Origin of the sequence: Kitasatospora sp. NPDC091276 (genome assembly GCF_040684355.1) — a bacterium.
Lineage (GTDB): Bacteria > Actinomycetota > Actinomycetes > Streptomycetales > Streptomycetaceae > Kitasatospora.
Genome location: NZ_JBFBFU010000003.1, coordinates 153,571 through 168,772, shown reverse-complemented (window position 1 = coordinate 168,772; position 15,202 = coordinate 153,571). Strand labels below are relative to the sequence as shown.

Sequence of the window (15,202 nt, the reverse complement as noted above, 5' to 3'; positions counted from 1 at the left end):
GCCCCCGTCACACCGTGGCGGGGGCGAGCGCCGGGGCCGGGGCGAAGCGCTCGGCCAGCGGCAGGACGGCGAGCACCAGCAGCATCGGGGCGAGCAGCGCCCAGCGGTACGAACTCGCGTCGGCGATCGTCCCGACCAGCGGCGAACCGATCAGGAAGCCCACGTAGTTGAAGAGGTTCAGCCGGGCCACCGCGGCGTCCGAGTCGGCCGGGAACAGCCGGCCACCGGCCGCGAACACCTGCGGGATGATGGCGCAGATGCCGAAGCCGAGCACGGTGAACCCGGCGATCCCCACCCAGGCGGCGGGCGCGGCGGCGGCCAGCGCGAAGCCGAGCGCGGCCAGCCCGGCACCGGCCCGGACCACCGGGACGGCGCCCCAGCGCTGCACCGCGCGGTCGCCCAGCGCGCGGCCCAGCAGCATCGCGACCATGTAGCCGAGGTAGGACAGCTTGGCGACGTCCGCGGCGCTGCCCAGGCCGTCGGTGAGGTACTTGACGCTGTAGTTGGAGACCGAGGCGTCCGCGATGTACGCGAAGGCCATCGCCAGGCACAGCGGCAGCAGCGGCCGCCAGGGGATGGACCGCGCGGCGGCCTCGGCGGCCTCCCGGACGGCGTCCCCGAGTTCGGCCGGTCCGGCGAATCGGGTGCCGGTCAGCAGGGCCAGCGGGGCGATCACCGCCGCGACCGTGCCGAACAGCACCGGCAGGCCTAGGCCGTAGTGCGAGCCGAGGCCGGCGAGGGCCGCCCCGAGGATGCCGCCGAGGCTGAACGCGGCGTGGAAGCCGATCATGATCGAGCGGCCGTAGCGGTGTTGCAGGCCCACCCCCAGCATGTTCATGCTGGCATCGAGCGCGCCCACCAGCAGGCCGAACGCCCCGAGCGCGACGGCGAGTTGCCAGAGCGTGTCGCCGAGGCCGGCGCCCGCGAGGCTGAGGCAGACCAGCGGCTGGACGACCCGCAGCACGGCCCGCGCGCCGGTGCGCTTCACCAGCTGTTCGGAGGTGATCGAGCCGACCCCGGCGAGGATCGGCACCGCGGCCAGGAACAGCGGCAGCAGCGCGTCGCTCAGCCCGTACCGGTGCTGGATCTCCGGAATGCAGGTGACCAGCAGCGCGAAGGTGGTGCCCTGGAGCAGGAAGCTGACGGCGAGCGCGGCCCGCCCGGCGCGCAGGCCGGGCGGGATCGCGGGTGACGCGGCACTCATGGCGAACCTCGCTACTGGCCGGTACGACGATGTTGGCGAGAGCGTAGGCGGTGGACCGCGATTGCGGGAGGGGTCGCGCAGGGACTTTCCGCAGCCGGACGGAAGGGCCGGGCGGAACCGGTCGGAGCAGGGCGGGTCAGAGCAGGGCGGTGACCTCGGAGAGGTCGGCGATCAGCCCGGTGGCCCCGGCGGCGGTCAGCTTCGCCGGGTCGGTGAGCGCGGTGTAGCCGTACACGTCCATGCCCGCGGCCCGGGCCGCCAGCACGCCGTTGGGGCTGTCCTCGACGACCAGGCAGCGGGCCGGGTCGACGCCGAGGGTGCGGGCGGCGTGCAGGAAGAGGTCCGGCGCGGGCTTGCCCACGCCGACGTCCTGGGCGCTGAAGATCCGCTCCTCGGCGACGTACCCGCGCAGGCCGGTGACGTCCAGCGCGGTGCGGATCCACACGTGGTGCGCCGAGGAGGCCAGGCAGTAGGGGACGGAGCGCTGCCGCAGTTCCTTCAGCAGCTGCTCCGCACCCCGGACGGCCGTCAGCTCGGTGCCGAACGCGTCGAAGACCCGGCCGTGGAACAGCTCGTCGAAGCCCTCCGGCAGCGTCGCGCCGTCGTACCGCTCGGCGATCACGTCGTGGATGCGGTGGGCCGCGCAGCCCATGAAGTCCCGGTAGGAGTCCTCGACCGTGGTCGGGTAGCCGAGTTCGGTCAGGTACGCGGCCAGCACCCGGTTGGAGAGCGGCTCGCTGTCCACCAGGACACCGTCGTTGTCGAAGATCACCAGGTCGTAGGCCATGCCGTCGAGCCTACCCAGCCGGCTACTTCCCCCCGGAGGCGAGCTCCCGGGAGCGGTCCCGCGCCGCCTCCAGGGCGCCCAGCAGCGCGGCCCGCACCCCGTGGTTCTCCAGCTCGCGGATGGCCGCGATGGTGGTGCCGGCCGGGGAGGTGACGGCCTCGCGCAGTTTCACCGGGTGCTCGCCGGAGTCGCGCAGCATCACCGAGGCGCCGATCGCGGACTGCACGATCAGGTCGTGCGCCACCTGCCGGGGCAGGCCGAGCAGGATGCCCGCGTCCGTCATCGCCTCGACCAGGAAGTAGAAGTAGGCCGGGCCGGAGCCGGAGAGCGCGGTGGCCGCGTCCTGCTGGGCCTCGGGCAGCCGCAGCGCCTTGCCGACCGAGCTGAAGATCTCCTCGGCCCGTTCCAGGTGCTCCTCGGTGGCGTGCGAGCCGCCGGAGATGACGCTCATCCCCTCGTCCACCAGGACCGGCGTGTTGGGCATCACCCGGACCACCGGGGTGCCGGCCGCCAGCCGCTCCTCGAACCAGGCGGTGGGGATGCCGGCCGCGGCCGAGATCACCAGCCGGTCCGCGCCGACGTGCGGGGCCAGCTCCTCCAGCAGGGTGCCCATGTCCTGCGGCTTGACGGCGAGGATCAGGGTGTCGGCGAGTTTGGCGGCCTCGGCGTTGGAGGCGGCCACCACGCCGTAGCGGGCGGCGAGTTCGGCGGCGCGCTCGGGGCGGCGGGCGGTCACCAGGACGTCCGCCGGGTCCTTGCCGGCCCGCAGCAGGCCGGAGAGCAGGGCCTCGCCGATCTTGCCCGTGCCCAGGAAGGCGATCTTCTGTCCGTGTGCTGCGCTGGCGCCCATGGCCGCTCCTTACCTCGGTACTGCGGCCATCCTCGCACCGCACGGGGGCACCCGCAGGGACCGTCCAGCCCGTGGTCGGCGACGGGTTGCCCCGCCTCGTCCCTAGGGAGAATCTCGGGGGTTTCCCCTATGGCCTCCGGCGCCGCACGGGAGCACCGTGGAGTCATGGCACACGACGAAATGTCCCGACGTGAGAACCGGCAACTCGCCGTCGCCTCGGCGACCGTGGGACCGTGGCGGACGGCCGCGGGGGTCGGTGCGGTGGTGGGTGCGACCGCCCTGGGGATCGACGCGATCTCCGGGCACTGGTCCCTGGGCATGCTGGCCGGGCCGGCCGGCTGGGCCCTGTTCTTCTTCTTCCTGGTCGGCACCGTCGGCGGGCAGCTGCGCCGCGACACCTCCGAACGGCGGCTGCGCCGCTGGGCGAACGACCACCCGTGGCAGTCGGCCCTCCCGGCGGCCGGCGGGCTGCTGGTGCTGGACATGCTGGCGCAACTGCTGCTCGGGGACGCGGGCCTGTTCGGCGCGTTCTTCCTGGCGCTGCTGCCGGCCGGCATCCTGCTGGCCGTCGCCGGGATCGTGGGATCGGTGAAGCAGGCCCGCACCAAGGACTGACGCCCCCGCAGAGCGCACCGGACACGGCCGGAACGGAACAGACCGGGCCGGATCACCGCGCCCGCACACGAGTTCACCACAAGGTGTGCCCCCGACCGACGAATCGTCACACCCCGTCGGCATACTGGCGCGATGCCGATAGCCGAAGATCCACAACCGCGCCCCGCCGAGGGCCGTGAGCCGGGCGGGTCCGACCCGTCCGGAGCGGGCGGGAAGGACCCGTTCGCAGACCTCGTCCTGGACGAGGAGTTCGTCAAGGGGGCCGCCGTCACCGAGCAGTCCGGGCGCACCCGGATGCTGGCCGCCCGGTGGAAGCACACCCCGCCGGTCGACCCGGGCGGCCGCCGCTCGGTCAACGACGGCCCGGCCAAGGCAGGCCGCCGGTTCGGTCGCACGCCGAAGCCCCCGGTGACCGACCCGTGGGGCAACCCGCGCCCGCGCCGCCGCCGGCTGGACTGGCGCGCGCCGCTGTACGTCGTGCTGACCATCGCGGTGCTGCTCGCGGCCCTGAACCTCGACGGGCTGCGCAGCTGGTACTCCGACCACTACGGCGGCGACTCCTCGACGGCCCGCACCCCCGTGCCCACCGTCGCCCCGGAGACGGCCAAGCCGACCGCCGCACCGCCGAAGGTCGACGAGCAGCAGCCGACCGTGGACCACCCGTGGGCCGGTTCCATCGCCGAGGGCTGGCCGAACGGCGCCGAGGCCTTCGTCCTGCCCGACGCCCGGGCCACCGGCGTGTTCTCCGCCGAACAGGTGGGCGCCCAGCTGCAGTTGGTCAAGGACTACCTGACCGCCGCCAACCTGGACCCGCAGGTGATCGCGGGCGGCCGGCCGGAAGCCGCCCTGGCGCTGCTGGACCGGGAGGACCGGGACCGCGCGATCGACGCGCTGGCGAACCCCTCCAAGGACACCGACCCGACCACCTGGTTCAGCCGCTTCGACCAGCGCGAGGCCGTCCAGGTGGGCGACACGGTCAAGGTGCAGGGCCGGATCACCTTCGAGGGCGACGGGGACAAGGGCCTCCTCGTCCACGCCGACTTCAGCTACGTGTACGCGATGCGCCCCGGCCCGGACGCCGCCAAGCGCGCCGCGTCACCCCAGCCGCCGACGGGCGGACAGCCGCCCACGAAGCCGGCCGCGCCGAAGGACGGCACGGCCAGGCCGGTGGGCCTGCTGGTGCCGGCGGCCGACGTGACCGGGGACACCTGGACCACGCGCACGATCGTGCGCCGGGTCGAGAACTTCCGCTTCTACGACCCGGCCCGCTACCGGACCAACCCGAAGAAGCTCGTGTTCGGCGAGGGCGGCGGTTCGGAGTCCGCCAACTCGTCCTGCGACGTCTACGACGGCTACTACCACCCGCAGTTCGACCAGTTCGCGGCGCAGTCGCCGGACGCCCCGGGCAGCCGTCCGACCGGCCCCACGACGGACCCGTACGACCGCCGCAAGGACCTGTCGACCGCCGACGAGTGCGGCGCGGCCAGCCGCCTCTGAGGCTCAGCCCCGGCGCTTGCCCCGGCCCGGCGCCTTGGCGCCGGGCCGGCCGCTGCGGCCCGCCTGGCGCTTCTCGTACTGGGCGACGGCCCGCTCGTACGAGGAGCGCCTGACCGCCTCGCCGGGGGCCTCGACCAGGCTGCGGGCGAAGTAGGCGGCCAGGCTGCCGGCGCCGCCGATGAGCCAGACCGCGCCGAGCGACTTGTCCTCGGCCATCCAGCCGCTCAACTGGTCCTTGCCCTCGGTGAGGACCTTCCAGGTGCGCATGACGCACATCATCGAGCAGACCGCGATCGCGGCCGTCAGCAGCCCGTTCAGGAAGCCGCCACCGTCGGAGAGGGCGACGCCCTCGACGCCGAAGCGCAGCAGCAGGACGGCGGCGGCGGTCGTGACCAGCGCGCCGGCCGACACGGCGACGCGGCGCAGCCAGTAGCCGTTGTCCCGGTTCACCCAGCTGGTGCCGAACCAGCGGATCGGCTCCGGCTCGGGGGCGCCTGCGGGCTTGGGTGCGGGGGTGGGGGGCTGCTCGCTCACGGGGTCGATTATCACCCAACGCGCGAGGAGCCGCCCCGGCCTGCGGAACGGCTCCTGCGGTGCTGCGGGACTCAGCCGAGCTTGGTGACGTCGCGGACGGCGCCCTTGTCGGCGGAGGTGGCCATCGCGGCGTACGCGCGCAGGGCCTGGCTGACCTGGCGGTCGCGGTTCTTCGGGCGGTAGCCGCCCGCGGCCTCCAGGGCGCGGCGGCGCTCGGCCAGGACCTCGTCGGGCACCTCCAGGGAGATGCTCCGGCCCGGGATGTCGATGGCGATGGTGTCGCCGTCCTCGACCAGGGCGATGGTGCCGCCGGAGGCGGCCTCCGGGGAGGCGTGGCCGATGGACAGGCCGGAGGTGCCGCCGGAGAAGCGGCCGTCGGTGACCAGCGCGCAGGCCTTGCCGAGGCCGCGGCCCTTGAGGAAGGACGTCGGGTAGAGCATCTCCTGCATGCCCGGGCCGCCCTTGGGGCCCTCGTAGCGGATGACGACGACGTCGCCCTCCTTGACCCGCTTGGCGAGGATCGCCTCGACGGCGTCGTCCTGGGACTCGACGACCACGGCCGGGCCGCTGAAGGTCCAGATCGACTCGTCGACGCCGGCGGTCTTCACGATGCAGCCGTCCTCGGCGAGGTTGCCGTGCAGGACGGCGAGGCCGCCCTCGACCGAGTAGGCGTGCTCGACGCTGCGGATGCAGCCCCCGGCGGCGTCCGTGTCCAGCGACTCCCAGCGCTCCGACTGGGAGAAGGCCTCGGCGGAGCGGACGCAGCCGGGGGCGGCGTGCCACAGTTCGACGGCCTCGGCGGAGGGCGAACCGCCGCGCACGTCCCAGGTCTTGAGCCACTCGGCGAGGGAGTCGGAGTGGACGGTGTGGACGTCCTCGTTGAGCATTCCGCCCCGGTACAGCTCGCCGAGGATGGCGGGGATGCCGCCGGCCCGGTGCACGTCCTCCATGTAGTACGAGCCGTTGGGCGCGACCTTGGACAGGCAGGGGACCCGGCGGGAGACGGCGTCGATGGCCCGCAGGTCGAAGTCCAGCTCGGCCTCCTGGGCGGCGGCGAGCAGGTGCAGGATGGTGTTGGTCGAGCCGCCCATGGCGATGTCCAGGGCCATGGCGTTCTCGAAGGCGGCGCGGGTGGCGATCGCGCGGGGCAGCACCGAGGCGTCGTCCTGGCCGTAGTGGCGGTCGGCGATCTCGACGACCGTCCGCCCGGCCCGCTCGTACAGGGCCTTGCGGGCGGTGTGGGTGGCGAGGACGGAGCCGTTGCCGGGCAGCGAGAGGCCGATGGCCTCGGTGAGGCAGTTCATCGAGTTGGCGGTGAACATGCCGGAGCACGAGCCGCAGGTGGGGCAGGCGTTCTCCTCGATGATCGCGATGTCCTCGTCGGAGACGTTCTCGTTGGCCGCCTGGGAGATCGCGTCGATCAGGTCGAGCCTGCGCACGGTGCCGTCGACGAGGGTGGCCTTGCCGGCCTCCATCGGGCCGCCGGAGACGAAGACGGTCGGGATGTTCAGGCGCAGCGCGGCCATCAGCATGCCCGGGGTGATCTTGTCGCAGTTGGAGATGCAGATCAGCGCGTCGGCGCAGTGCGCGTTGACCATGTACTCGACCGAGTCGGCGATCAGGTCGCGCGAGGGCAGCGAGTAGAGCATGCCGCCGTGGCCCATCGCGATGCCGTCGTCCACGGCGATGGTGTTGAACTCGCGCGGGATGCCGCCCGCCTGCTTGATCGCCTCGGAGACGATCCGGCCGACCGGCTGGAGGTGGGTGTGGCCCGGGACGAACTCGGTGAAGGAGTTGGCGACCGCGATGATCGGCTTGCCGAAGTCCTCGCGGGCTACGCCGGCGGCCCGGAGAAGCGCCCGGGCGCCTGCCATGTTGCGACCGTGGGTGACCGTACGGGACCTCAGCTCGGGCACTGTGCTCCACTCCTTCGGGGCTCTCGCCGGCGCCCCGCCGGTAGGAGGATGCGGGGGCCGCTGTGGCTACCGAGCCTACGCCCGCCGTCCAGGCGGCGGACGGTCCGTCCGCGATGCGGTCACGCGGGCGGGCCGTCCGGGCGCGGGTCGGGCCGAGGTGCAGGTCAGGCCGGGGTGATCCCCACCGCCAGTTCCAGGACGTAGGGCTCGACCACCCGGCCGTCCGGGAACTCGGCGATCATCGCCTGCCGCTCGACGGCCAGCACCGGTTCGCGCTCGGCGGGGGAGAGCGAGGCCATGAACGAGCGGGAGACCAGGTCGTCGAGCACGTGGTCGACGGTGATCCGACGCTCCCAGCGCAGCACCGCGCGTTCGACCCTCAGCCCGGCCGGGGCCAGCAGGGCGGTGAACTCGGCGATCCGGCCGTAGCCGTGGTAGCTGGGCAGCGCGGCGCTCAGCCGCTCCACCCGGGCCCGGACCCAGGGCACGGTCTCGTCGTGCACGTTCCACCAGACGGCGAGGGCGCCGCCGGGCCGCAGCACCCGGATCGCCTCGGGGATGGCCCGTTCGGTGCGGGTCCAGTGGAAGGACTGGGCGTAGCTGATCAGATCCGCGGAGTCGTCGTGGAACGGCAGTTCGTCACCGCCGGCCCTGACCAGCGGCAGGCCCGCCGAGGAGGCCAGGAACTGGGCGGCCATGCCCGCGTTGGGCTCCACCGCGACGACGTCGGCGCCGCGCGCGGCCAGCAGCCGGGTGGCGATGCCGGTGCCGGCGCCGACGTCCAGCACCCGGGCCCCCTTGAGGCGGCGACCGGACAACCGCTCCAGCGCCTCGAACAGCCCGTCCGGGTAGCCGGGGCGGGCCCGGTCGTACTCGGCGGCGACCCCGCCGAAGCTCTCGGCGATCTCCCGGAAGTCCTGTTGGTCCGTCATCTCTCCCCTTAAGCAAGGAAGTTCGCACCCAGCCGGGCGCGGTTCCTCAGCGTACGCGCGAGGGGGTGGCCAGGTGCAAGCGGGTGAAGGCGAGCGCCTCGGCCAGGTCGGCCTCGCGTTCGGCGGGGGACGCGGAGCGGCGGGTGTTGACCTCCAGCACCACGTGGCCGTCGAAACCGGTACGGGCCAGGTGCTCCAGCAGTTCGGCGCAGGGCTGCTTGCCGCGGCCCGGGATCAGGTGCTCGTCCTTGCCGGAGCCGCTGCCGTCGGCGAGGTGGATGTGGGCGAGCCGGTCGCCCATCCGCTCGACCATGGCGAACGCGTCGATCCGGGAGGTGGCGACGTGCGAGAGGTCGATGGTGAAGTGCCGGTACTCCTCGTCGGTGACGTCCCAGCCCGGGGCGTAGGCCAGCACCTCGCGGTCGCGGTAGCGCCACGGGTACATGTTCTCCACCGCGAAGCGGACGTCGGTCTCGCCCGCCATCCGGTTGATGCCCGTCACGAAGTCCCGGGCGTACTGGCGCTGCCAGCGGAACGGCGGGTGGACCACGACGGCGCTCGCACCGAGCTTCTCGGCCGCCGCCCGGGCCCGGACCAGCTTGGTCCACGGGTCGGTGGTCCACACCCGCTGGGTGATCAGCAGGCACGGCGCGTGCACGGCCAGGATCGGCAGCTGGTGGGCGTCGGAGAGGCGGCGCAGGGCCTCGATGTCCTGGCTGACCGGGTCGTTCCAGACCATCACCTCGACCCCGTCGTAGCCGAGCTTGGCGGCCAGCTCGAAGGCGACGGCGGTGCCCGCCGGGTACACCGACGCGGTGGACAGGACCACCTTGGTGTCGGGGATGTGCAGGGCCGGGTGCGAGGGCAGCACCAGCCGGTCGGTGGTGCGCAGCAGCGGCGGGCGGGCGGCGTCGCGGCGGGCAGCCTTGACCGAGCGCACCGACTGGACGGCGGCCTTGGCGGCGCCGGCGGCCCGGGCGGTGCGGGTCTCCCGGGGGGCGGCGGTCGCGGCGGCCTTCCGCGTTCCGGACTTCCTCGCTTCGGGCTTCGTCCCCGCGGGCTTCGTCCCCGCGGGCTTGCTCGTTTCGGACTTCGTCCCGACAGGCTTCGTCCCGGCGGGCGTCTTCGCCTCGGACGCGCCTCCCGCGGGCTGCTTCGCCTCGGGCACGGACGGCTGCTCGGCGGCCTTGCGCGCGGCGCTCCTGCGCCCGGTGCGCCGGGCCGCCTCGACGGCCTTCGCGGCCTGCGCCCCGGTGGCACCCTTGACGGCCTTGCCGAGTTTGCGGCGCGGGCCGTCCGGCCGCGGCTGCCCGTCCCCGGGAGCGCGGCCCTCCCGCGTCCGGTCCTCGCCCGCTGGTTGCGCCACGGGAGACAGCGTAAGCGGACCGCGCTCCGAACGGGACCGGATCCCCGGCCGGCCCCGGCGGGAGCCGCCGGACGGGCCACGGGGCCGACGGTGTGGAGCCCTGCGGCGCGGGGGCCCTACGGGGTGAGGGCCGGGCGGCGGCGGTCGGCGGAGCCGTCCATGGCGTCCAGGCGGCGCAGGATGATGCCCTCGCGCAGCGCCCACGGGCAGACGTCCAGCTCGTCGAGGCCGAACAGGTCCATCGCGGCGTCCGCGACCAGCGCCCCGGCCAGCAGCTGCTTGGCGCGGCCCTCGGAGACGCCGGGGATCCGTGCCCGCTCCTCGACGGTCATCGAGGACAGTCGCGGCAGCCAGGCGGACAACCCGCTGCGGGTGAGCCGGCGGTCGGTGTACGGGCCGGCGTCGGCGGGGGCGGCGCCGGTCATCCGGGCCAGCTGCTTGAAGGTCTTGGAGGTGGCGACGGCGTGCTGCGGCGCGCCGAGCCGGGCGACCTCGCCCACGACGGTGGCCATCTCGGCCCGGATGTGGCGTCTCAGCCCGCGCAGCCCGTCCGGGTCGGCGACGTTGCCGGGCAGCCAGCGGGCGGTGAGCCGGCCGGCGCCCAGCGGCAGCGAGCAGGCGACGTCGGGCTGCTCGTCCAGGCCGCAAGCGATCTCCAGCGAGCCGCCGCCGATGTCCAGGTTGAGCAGTCGGCCCGAGGACCAGCCGAACCAGCGCCGGACGGCCAGGAACGTGAGCCGGGCCTCGTCCTGCCCGGACAGCACCCGCAGCTCCACCCCGGTCTCCGTGGCGACCCGGCGCAGCACCTCCTCGCCGTTGGCGGCCTCCCGGACGGCGGAGGTGGCGAACGGCAGGATGTCGACGACCCCCTTGTCCTCCGCGACCCGCAGCGACGAGGCGATGTGGCCGACCAGCCGCTCGACGCCTGCCTCGCTTATCGCGCCGTCGCCGTCGAGCAGTTCGGCCAGCCGCAGTTCGGCCTTGTGCGAGTACGCGGGCAGCGGGGCGGCACCCGGATGGGCGTCCACCACGAGGAAGTGGACGGTGTTGGAACCTACGTCGAGTACACCGAGTCGCATAACTCTCCACGCTACGCGATCCGGCCCCGGGCGAAACCGGTCTCGACCGTCTTCACACCGGTCCCGGCCGTACCCCGCCGCCGGCGACCGGACGCGTCAGTGGCCGCGCGGTCCGGCCCGGCGCTCGGGGCGGCAGTTGGTGTCCACCCAGCGGCGGGCCCGGCCCGGGGTGTCGGTGATCAGGCCGTCGGCGTCCCGGGCCGACATCAGCTGCCAGGACTCCTCGTCGTCGAGCGTCCAGACGTACACCTCGCGGCCCGCCTTGCGCTCGGCGGCGATCCGGGAGGCGCTGGCCAGCGCCGCGTCCAGGGCGATGCCGCGCAGCGGCAGGTCACCCGGGTCCTCGGCGATGGCGGAGCCCTGGATCAGCACGACCGGCAGGGCGGGCGCGGCGGCGTGGGCCTGGCGCAGGTGCTCCGCCGAGAACGAGTAGAGGACGACCCGGGCACCGCTGGCTGCGGCGATCCGGGCGATCCGGGTGACGTCCTCGGCGCGCTGCCACTTGATCTCCATCAGCAGGGTGGCGTTGCTGTCGGAGAGGCGCTTGAGCAGTTCCTGGAGGGTGGGGACGGGCTCGGTGGGGCCGGGGCCGACGGTCACCCGCAGGGCGGCGATCTGGGCGGCGGTCAGGTCGGCGATGGCACCCTTGCCGTTGGTGGTGCGGTCCACCGTGGGGTCGTGCATCAGCACCGGGACGCCGTCCCTGGTGGTCTGGACGTCGGTCTCCAGCCAGTCGGCGCCCTGGTCGAGGGCGGTCTCGAAGGAGGCCATGGTGTTCTCGGGGGCGTTGCGCGGGGCGCCCCGGTGGCCGATCACCACCGGGGCGTCGCACAGCGGAGCGGCGGCGGCCGACCGGGCCCGCAGCGCGGGCGCGGAGGCGCACCCGGCGGCCAGGACCGCGAGGGCGGCGAGGACGGCCGTCTGGGCGGCGCGGGGCGAGGCGGTCACGGCTCGGTGCTCCAGTGGTGATCCGGGGTGTTCCAGGGCATCCAATACGGGTCAACGCGAGATCATCAAACTGATCTGACAACCCGACAGTGCCGCCCGGTTCCCTCCAGCCTGCGGTCGGCCGGCCACCACCGGCGCGGCGGCGCACCCCGGATCACCCGGACGGGTCCGGGCAGGCCGCCCCGAAGGCTCTACCCTTGCCGGGTGGCACCAGCAGAAACGTCCAAGAAGAAGTCCAAGGCCTCCCCCGCCCCCGTCGACCTGGCGATGCCGACCCTGCGCGGCGAGACGCCGCTCGGCGGGATCCCCCGTGACGAGGTCCCGCTCGACTTCCCGCGCGCCTGGGTCGAGTTCGCCGACCCCGACGACGAGGAGCAGGTGTTCCGCTGTGACCTCACCTGGCTGACCTCCCGCTGGGGTTGCGTCTTCGGCCAGGGCTGCCACGGCATCCGCGAGGGCCGCGGCGAGTCGGACGGCTGCTGCACGCTGGGCGCGCACTACTCGGACGAGGACGACGAGAAGCGCGTCCTCGGCCACGCGAAGCGGCTGACGCCCGAGCTGTGGGAGAACTTCGCGCACGGCACCGACGCCGCGGGCCGGATCACGTCCGACGGCGGCGTCACCATGCTCGACGAGGACGGCGACCGCCAGACCCGCCGGGTGAACGGGGCCTGCATCTTCGTGAACAGCCCCGGCTTCGCGGGCGGCGCCGGCTGCGCGCTGCACGCGCTGGCGCTCAAGGAGGGCCGGGAGCCGCTGGAGACGAAGCCGGACGTCTGCTGGCAGCTGCCGGTCCGCCGCACCTACGACTGGATCGACCGGCCGGACGACACCCGCTACCTCCAGGTCTCGATCGGCGAGTACGACCGCCGCGGCTGGGGCCCGGGCGGCCACGACCTGCACTGGTGGTGCACGGGCAGCCCGGCGGCGCACCAGGGGCCGGACCCGGTGTACGTCAGCTACCGCCCCGAGCTGACCGAGCTGATGGGCAAGGCGGCGTACGACGTGCTGGCCGGCCTGTGCGCGGAGCGGATCGCCACCAAGGGCGACCGCAAGGTGGCCCCGCACCCGGCCGACCCGGCCAAGCGGCCGAAGAAGGGCTGAGCCCGGGAAGCACCGGCCCGGGAAACACCGGCCCTGCGCAGGCCCGGCCCGCAAAGGGCCGGGCCCTACTTGTCGATGTCCCCGACGACGAAGAACATCGACCCGAGGATCGCCACCATGTCCGCGACCAGCGTCCCGGGCAGCAGCTCGGTCAGCGCCTGGACGTTGTTGAAGGACGCCGAGCGCAGCTTGAGCCGCCACGGCGTCTTGTCACCGCGCGAGACCAGGTAGTAGCCGTTGATGCCGAGCGGGTTCTCGGTCCAGGAGTAGGTGCTGCCCTCGGGGGCCTTGAGCACCTTGGGCAGCCGCTGGTTGACCGGGCCGGGCGGCAGGGTGGCGATCTTGTCGAGGCAGGCGTCGGCGAGGTCCAGCGAGTTGAGGGTCTGCTCCAGCAGGCACTCGAACCGGGCCAGGCAGTCGCCCTCCTCGCGGGTGACCACGGTGAGCACCTGCCGCAGTTCGTCGGAGCCGTACGCGAGGTAGGGCTCGTCGCGGCGCAGGTCGAAATCGAGGCCGCTGGCGCGGGCGATCGGCCCGCTGACGCCGTACGCCTCGGCCTGGGCCCGGGTGAGGGCGCCGACGCCGGCGGTGCGGGCACGGAAGATCTCGTTGCCGAGGACGAGGTCCTCGAAGACCGGCAGCTGGGAGCGGACGGTGGCGACGGCGGTGCGGACGCGGCCGAGCCAGCCGGCCGGGATGTCCTCCTTGAGGCCGCCGACCCGGTTGAACATGTAGTGCATGCGCCCGCCGGAGGCCTCCTCCAGGACGTGCTGGAGGTCCTCGCGGGCGGTGAAGGCGTGGAAGATCGGGGTGATGCCGCCGAGTTCCAGCGGGTACGAGCCGAGGAACATCAGGTGGTTGAGCACCCGGTTGAGTTCGGCGAGCAGGGTGCGGATCCACACCGCCCGCTCGGGCACCTCCATGCCGAGCATCCGCTCGACGCCGAGGACGACGCCGAGCTCGTTGCCGAAGGCGGAGAGCCAGTCGTGCCGGTTGGCCAGCATGATGATCTGCCGGTAGTCGCGGGCCTCGAACAGCTTCTCCGCGCCCCGGTGCATGTAGCCGATCACCGGCTCGGCGGTGATGATCCGCTCGCCGTCGAGCACCAGCCGCAGTCGCAGCACGCCGTGCGTGGCGGGGTGCTGCGGGCCGATGTTGAGCACCATGTCGGTGGTGCCCGCCTCGCCGGTGAAGTTCTCGGCTCCCGCCCCGATGCCGACCGTGGTCTCCCTCATGAGGTCAGAGTCTGCCACCCCGGCAGGGCGGCCAGGGCCTCCGGTACCGGCATGCGGACGGCCTGGGCGAGCCAGCCGAAGGCGCCGAGCCCGGCCGGGTCGGTCAGTTCGGCGCCCTCGCCGGCCCCGCCGAGCGCCCGCAGGTAGCCGGCCGGGTCGGTGGAGGCGAGCGCGAGCGGCGGCCGGGCGCCGCTCACGCCGAGGGCGCGCAGGGCGTCCCGCTGGGTTGTCCACAGGCTGTGGAGGCCGGGCGCCGCCGCGGAGTCCAGGGCGACGTGCGCGGTGACGTCGCAGGAGCCGTCCGGCACCGGCGACACCTCGCGGCCGCCCCGGAAGCCGGTGAGGGTGCCGAACAGCGGGCGCCGGTCGGCGGTGTGCCCGTAGTCGACCGCGACGGCCAGGCCGCGCTCCAGCCCGGCGACGGCCCGCGCCCAGGCGGCGTCCCGGGGGCCGCCGAACTCCACGAAGTCCCCGGGGTGCCCGACCGGCCACCAGCGCTCGGCCCAGGCCGCGTCGGCCGCCGAGGCGGGCCCGCCGAGCCGTTCCCCGCCGGTCGCGGTGTCCACCTCCCGGTAGCGCAGCACCCCGTCCTCGTCGACCTCGCCGACGTCCAGCGGCACGTTGTCCAGCCATTCGTTGGCGAACAACAGCCCGGTGAGGCCCCGCGGCACCTCGTCCGTCCACAGGGCTGTGGACGGCAGGCCCGCCGGGCGCCGCGCGATCTCCACGCCGTACGGGCGCAGCCGCGCCAGCACCTCGCCGGGCAGTTCGGCCAGCACCCCGGTGAGCAGTTCGCCGCGTCCGGCCCCGACGTCGACGAGGGCCAGCTCCTCCGGACGGCCCAGGGCGGCGTCAACCTCCAGTAGCAGCCGGGCCACCGCGCGGGCGAACCTCGGCGAGGCGTGCACCGAGGTGCGGAAGTGCCCGGCGGGGCCCTCCGGCCTGCGGTAGAAGCCGCCGTCCGGGTCGTACAGGGCCTGCTCCATGGCGGGCGCCCACCGCATCCAAGTCATAGCGCGGGACGCTACCCGGAGCCGGGCGCGCCCTCCCCACCGGTACGGTGCGTCTCCGACCTACGGAGTAGGACGGATCGCCCTACCGGCGGACCTGAACACGCCAGGTGACTGCCTAGGCT

Annotated in this window: 14 protein-coding genes; 3 read left to right on the top strand and 11 right to left on the bottom strand. The window is 73.9% G+C overall.

Annotation, left to right across the window (positions count from 1 at the left end; all coding sequences use genetic code 11):
* Positions 1 to 7: 7 nt before the first annotated feature.
* The 3 genes from AB0O19_RS04695 to proC all read right to left on the bottom strand — a co-directional run bounded on the left by AB0O19_RS04695 (position 8) and on the right by proC (position 2,841).
* Positions 8 to 1,204: an MFS transporter gene (locus AB0O19_RS04695; RefSeq protein ID WP_363617805.1), complete on the bottom strand. Its 1,197-nt coding sequence runs from the start codon at positions 1,202 to 1,204 to the stop codon at positions 8 to 10.
* Between the two features lie 136 nt (positions 1,205 to 1,340).
* The gene (locus AB0O19_RS04690) at positions 1,341 to 1,991 is read right to left on the bottom strand and encodes an HAD family hydrolase (RefSeq protein ID WP_363587761.1); all 651 of its coding nucleotides are present in this window, start codon (positions 1,989 to 1,991) and stop codon (positions 1,341 to 1,343) included.
* A 22-nt stretch (positions 1,992 to 2,013) separates the two neighbouring features.
* The gene (gene proC / locus AB0O19_RS04685; protein ID WP_063348845.1) at positions 2,014 to 2,841 is read right to left on the bottom strand and encodes a pyrroline-5-carboxylate reductase; all 828 of its coding nucleotides are present in this window, start codon (positions 2,839 to 2,841) and stop codon (positions 2,014 to 2,016) included.
* 165 nt (positions 2,842 to 3,006) lie between these two features.
* Here proC and AB0O19_RS04680 point away from each other — a divergent pair, with 165 nt between their 5' ends.
* Positions 3,007 to 3,456, top strand: coding sequence for a hypothetical protein (locus tag AB0O19_RS04680; RefSeq protein ID WP_159398487.1), 450 nt, complete (start codon positions 3,007 to 3,009; stop codon positions 3,454 to 3,456).
* A gap of 132 nt (positions 3,457 to 3,588) precedes the next feature.
* Entirely contained in the window at positions 3,589 to 4,953 is a 1,365-nt protein-coding gene (locus AB0O19_RS04675; RefSeq protein WP_363617803.1) for a hypothetical protein, read from the top strand.
* Between the two features lie 3 nt (positions 4,954 to 4,956).
* Here AB0O19_RS04675 and AB0O19_RS04670 read toward each other — a convergent pair whose 3' ends face one another.
* The 6 genes from AB0O19_RS04670 to AB0O19_RS04645 form a co-directional block, all read right to left on the bottom strand.
* Positions 4,957 to 5,487: a hypothetical protein gene (locus AB0O19_RS04670; RefSeq protein WP_363587757.1), complete on the bottom strand. Its 531-nt coding sequence runs from the start codon at positions 5,485 to 5,487 to the stop codon at positions 4,957 to 4,959.
* A gap of 71 nt (positions 5,488 to 5,558) precedes the next feature.
* Positions 5,559 to 7,403 (bottom strand): dihydroxy-acid dehydratase, encoded by a 1,845-nt coding sequence (gene ilvD / locus AB0O19_RS04665; RefSeq protein ID WP_363617801.1) that lies wholly within the window; start codon positions 7,401 to 7,403, stop codon positions 5,559 to 5,561.
* Between the two features lie 164 nt (positions 7,404 to 7,567).
* Positions 7,568 to 8,335, bottom strand: a complete 768-nt coding sequence (locus tag AB0O19_RS04660; RefSeq protein ID WP_363617799.1) for a class I SAM-dependent methyltransferase — start codon at positions 8,333 to 8,335, stop codon at positions 7,568 to 7,570.
* Positions 8,336 to 8,381: 46 nt separating this feature from the next.
* A complete protein-coding gene (locus AB0O19_RS04655) occupies positions 8,382 to 9,209 on the bottom strand; it encodes a sugar phosphate isomerase/epimerase (protein ID WP_363587799.1) in 828 nt (275 codons plus the stop codon).
* A 608-nt stretch (positions 9,210 to 9,817) separates the two neighbouring features.
* Positions 9,818 to 10,780 carry a Ppx/GppA phosphatase family protein gene (locus AB0O19_RS04650; RefSeq protein WP_363617797.1) on the bottom strand — a complete coding sequence of 321 codons (963 nt, stop codon included), beginning with the start codon at positions 10,778 to 10,780 and terminating at the stop codon, positions 9,818 to 9,820.
* 96 nt (positions 10,781 to 10,876) lie between these two features.
* Positions 10,877 to 11,728: a glycerophosphodiester phosphodiesterase gene (locus AB0O19_RS04645; RefSeq protein ID WP_363587749.1), complete on the bottom strand. Its 852-nt coding sequence runs from the start codon at positions 11,726 to 11,728 to the stop codon at positions 10,877 to 10,879.
* A gap of 267 nt (positions 11,729 to 11,995) precedes the next feature.
* On the opposite strand from AB0O19_RS04645, the gene AB0O19_RS04640 reads away from it, so the two are divergent.
* Positions 11,996 to 12,832, top strand: coding sequence for a hypothetical protein (locus AB0O19_RS04640; protein ID WP_363618041.1), 837 nt, complete (start codon positions 11,996 to 11,998; stop codon positions 12,830 to 12,832).
* Positions 12,833 to 12,897: 65 nt separating this feature from the next.
* Here the strand turns inward: AB0O19_RS04640 and AB0O19_RS04635 are convergent, their stop codons facing one another.
* Complete coding sequence (locus AB0O19_RS04635) at positions 12,898 to 14,067, bottom strand: NADH-quinone oxidoreductase subunit D (protein ID WP_363587747.1); 1,170 nt, start codon at positions 14,065 to 14,067, stop codon at positions 12,898 to 12,900.
* Positions 14,064 to 15,080 carry an SAM-dependent methyltransferase gene (locus tag AB0O19_RS04630; protein ID WP_363617795.1) on the bottom strand — a complete coding sequence of 339 codons (1,017 nt, stop codon included), beginning with the start codon at positions 15,078 to 15,080 and terminating at the stop codon, positions 14,064 to 14,066. Before AB0O19_RS04630 ends, AB0O19_RS04635 begins: the two co-directional genes overlap by 4 nt.
* Positions 15,081 to 15,202 lie beyond the last annotated feature (122 nt).

Coding starts and splice junctions, on each gene's coding strand:
- AB0O19_RS04695 (WP_363617805.1), bottom strand. CDS start 1,204: ATGAGTGCCGCGTCACCCGCGATCCCGCCCGGCCTGCGCGCCGGGCGG.
- AB0O19_RS04690 (WP_363587761.1), bottom strand. CDS start 1,991: ATGGCCTACGACCTGGTGATCTTCGACAACGACGGTGTCCTGGTGGAC.
- proC (WP_063348845.1), bottom strand. CDS start 2,841: ATGGGCGCCAGCGCAGCACACGGACAGAAGATCGCCTTCCTGGGCACG.
- AB0O19_RS04680 (WP_159398487.1), top strand. CDS start 3,007: ATGGCACACGACGAAATGTCCCGACGTGAGAACCGGCAACTCGCCGTC.
- AB0O19_RS04675 (WP_363617803.1), top strand. CDS start 3,589: ATGCCGATAGCCGAAGATCCACAACCGCGCCCCGCCGAGGGCCGTGAG.
- AB0O19_RS04660 (WP_363617799.1), bottom strand. CDS start 8,335: ATGACGGACCAACAGGACTTCCGGGAGATCGCCGAGAGCTTCGGCGGG.
- AB0O19_RS04650 (WP_363617797.1), bottom strand. CDS start 10,780: ATGCGACTCGGTGTACTCGACGTAGGTTCCAACACCGTCCACTTCCTC.
- AB0O19_RS04640 (WP_363618041.1), top strand. CDS start 11,996: ATGCCGACCCTGCGCGGCGAGACGCCGCTCGGCGGGATCCCCCGTGAC.
- AB0O19_RS04635 (WP_363587747.1), bottom strand. CDS start 14,067: ATGAGGGAGACCACGGTCGGCATCGGGGCGGGAGCCGAGAACTTCACC.
- AB0O19_RS04630 (WP_363617795.1), bottom strand. CDS start 15,080: ATGACTTGGATGCGGTGGGCGCCCGCCATGGAGCAGGCCCTGTACGAC.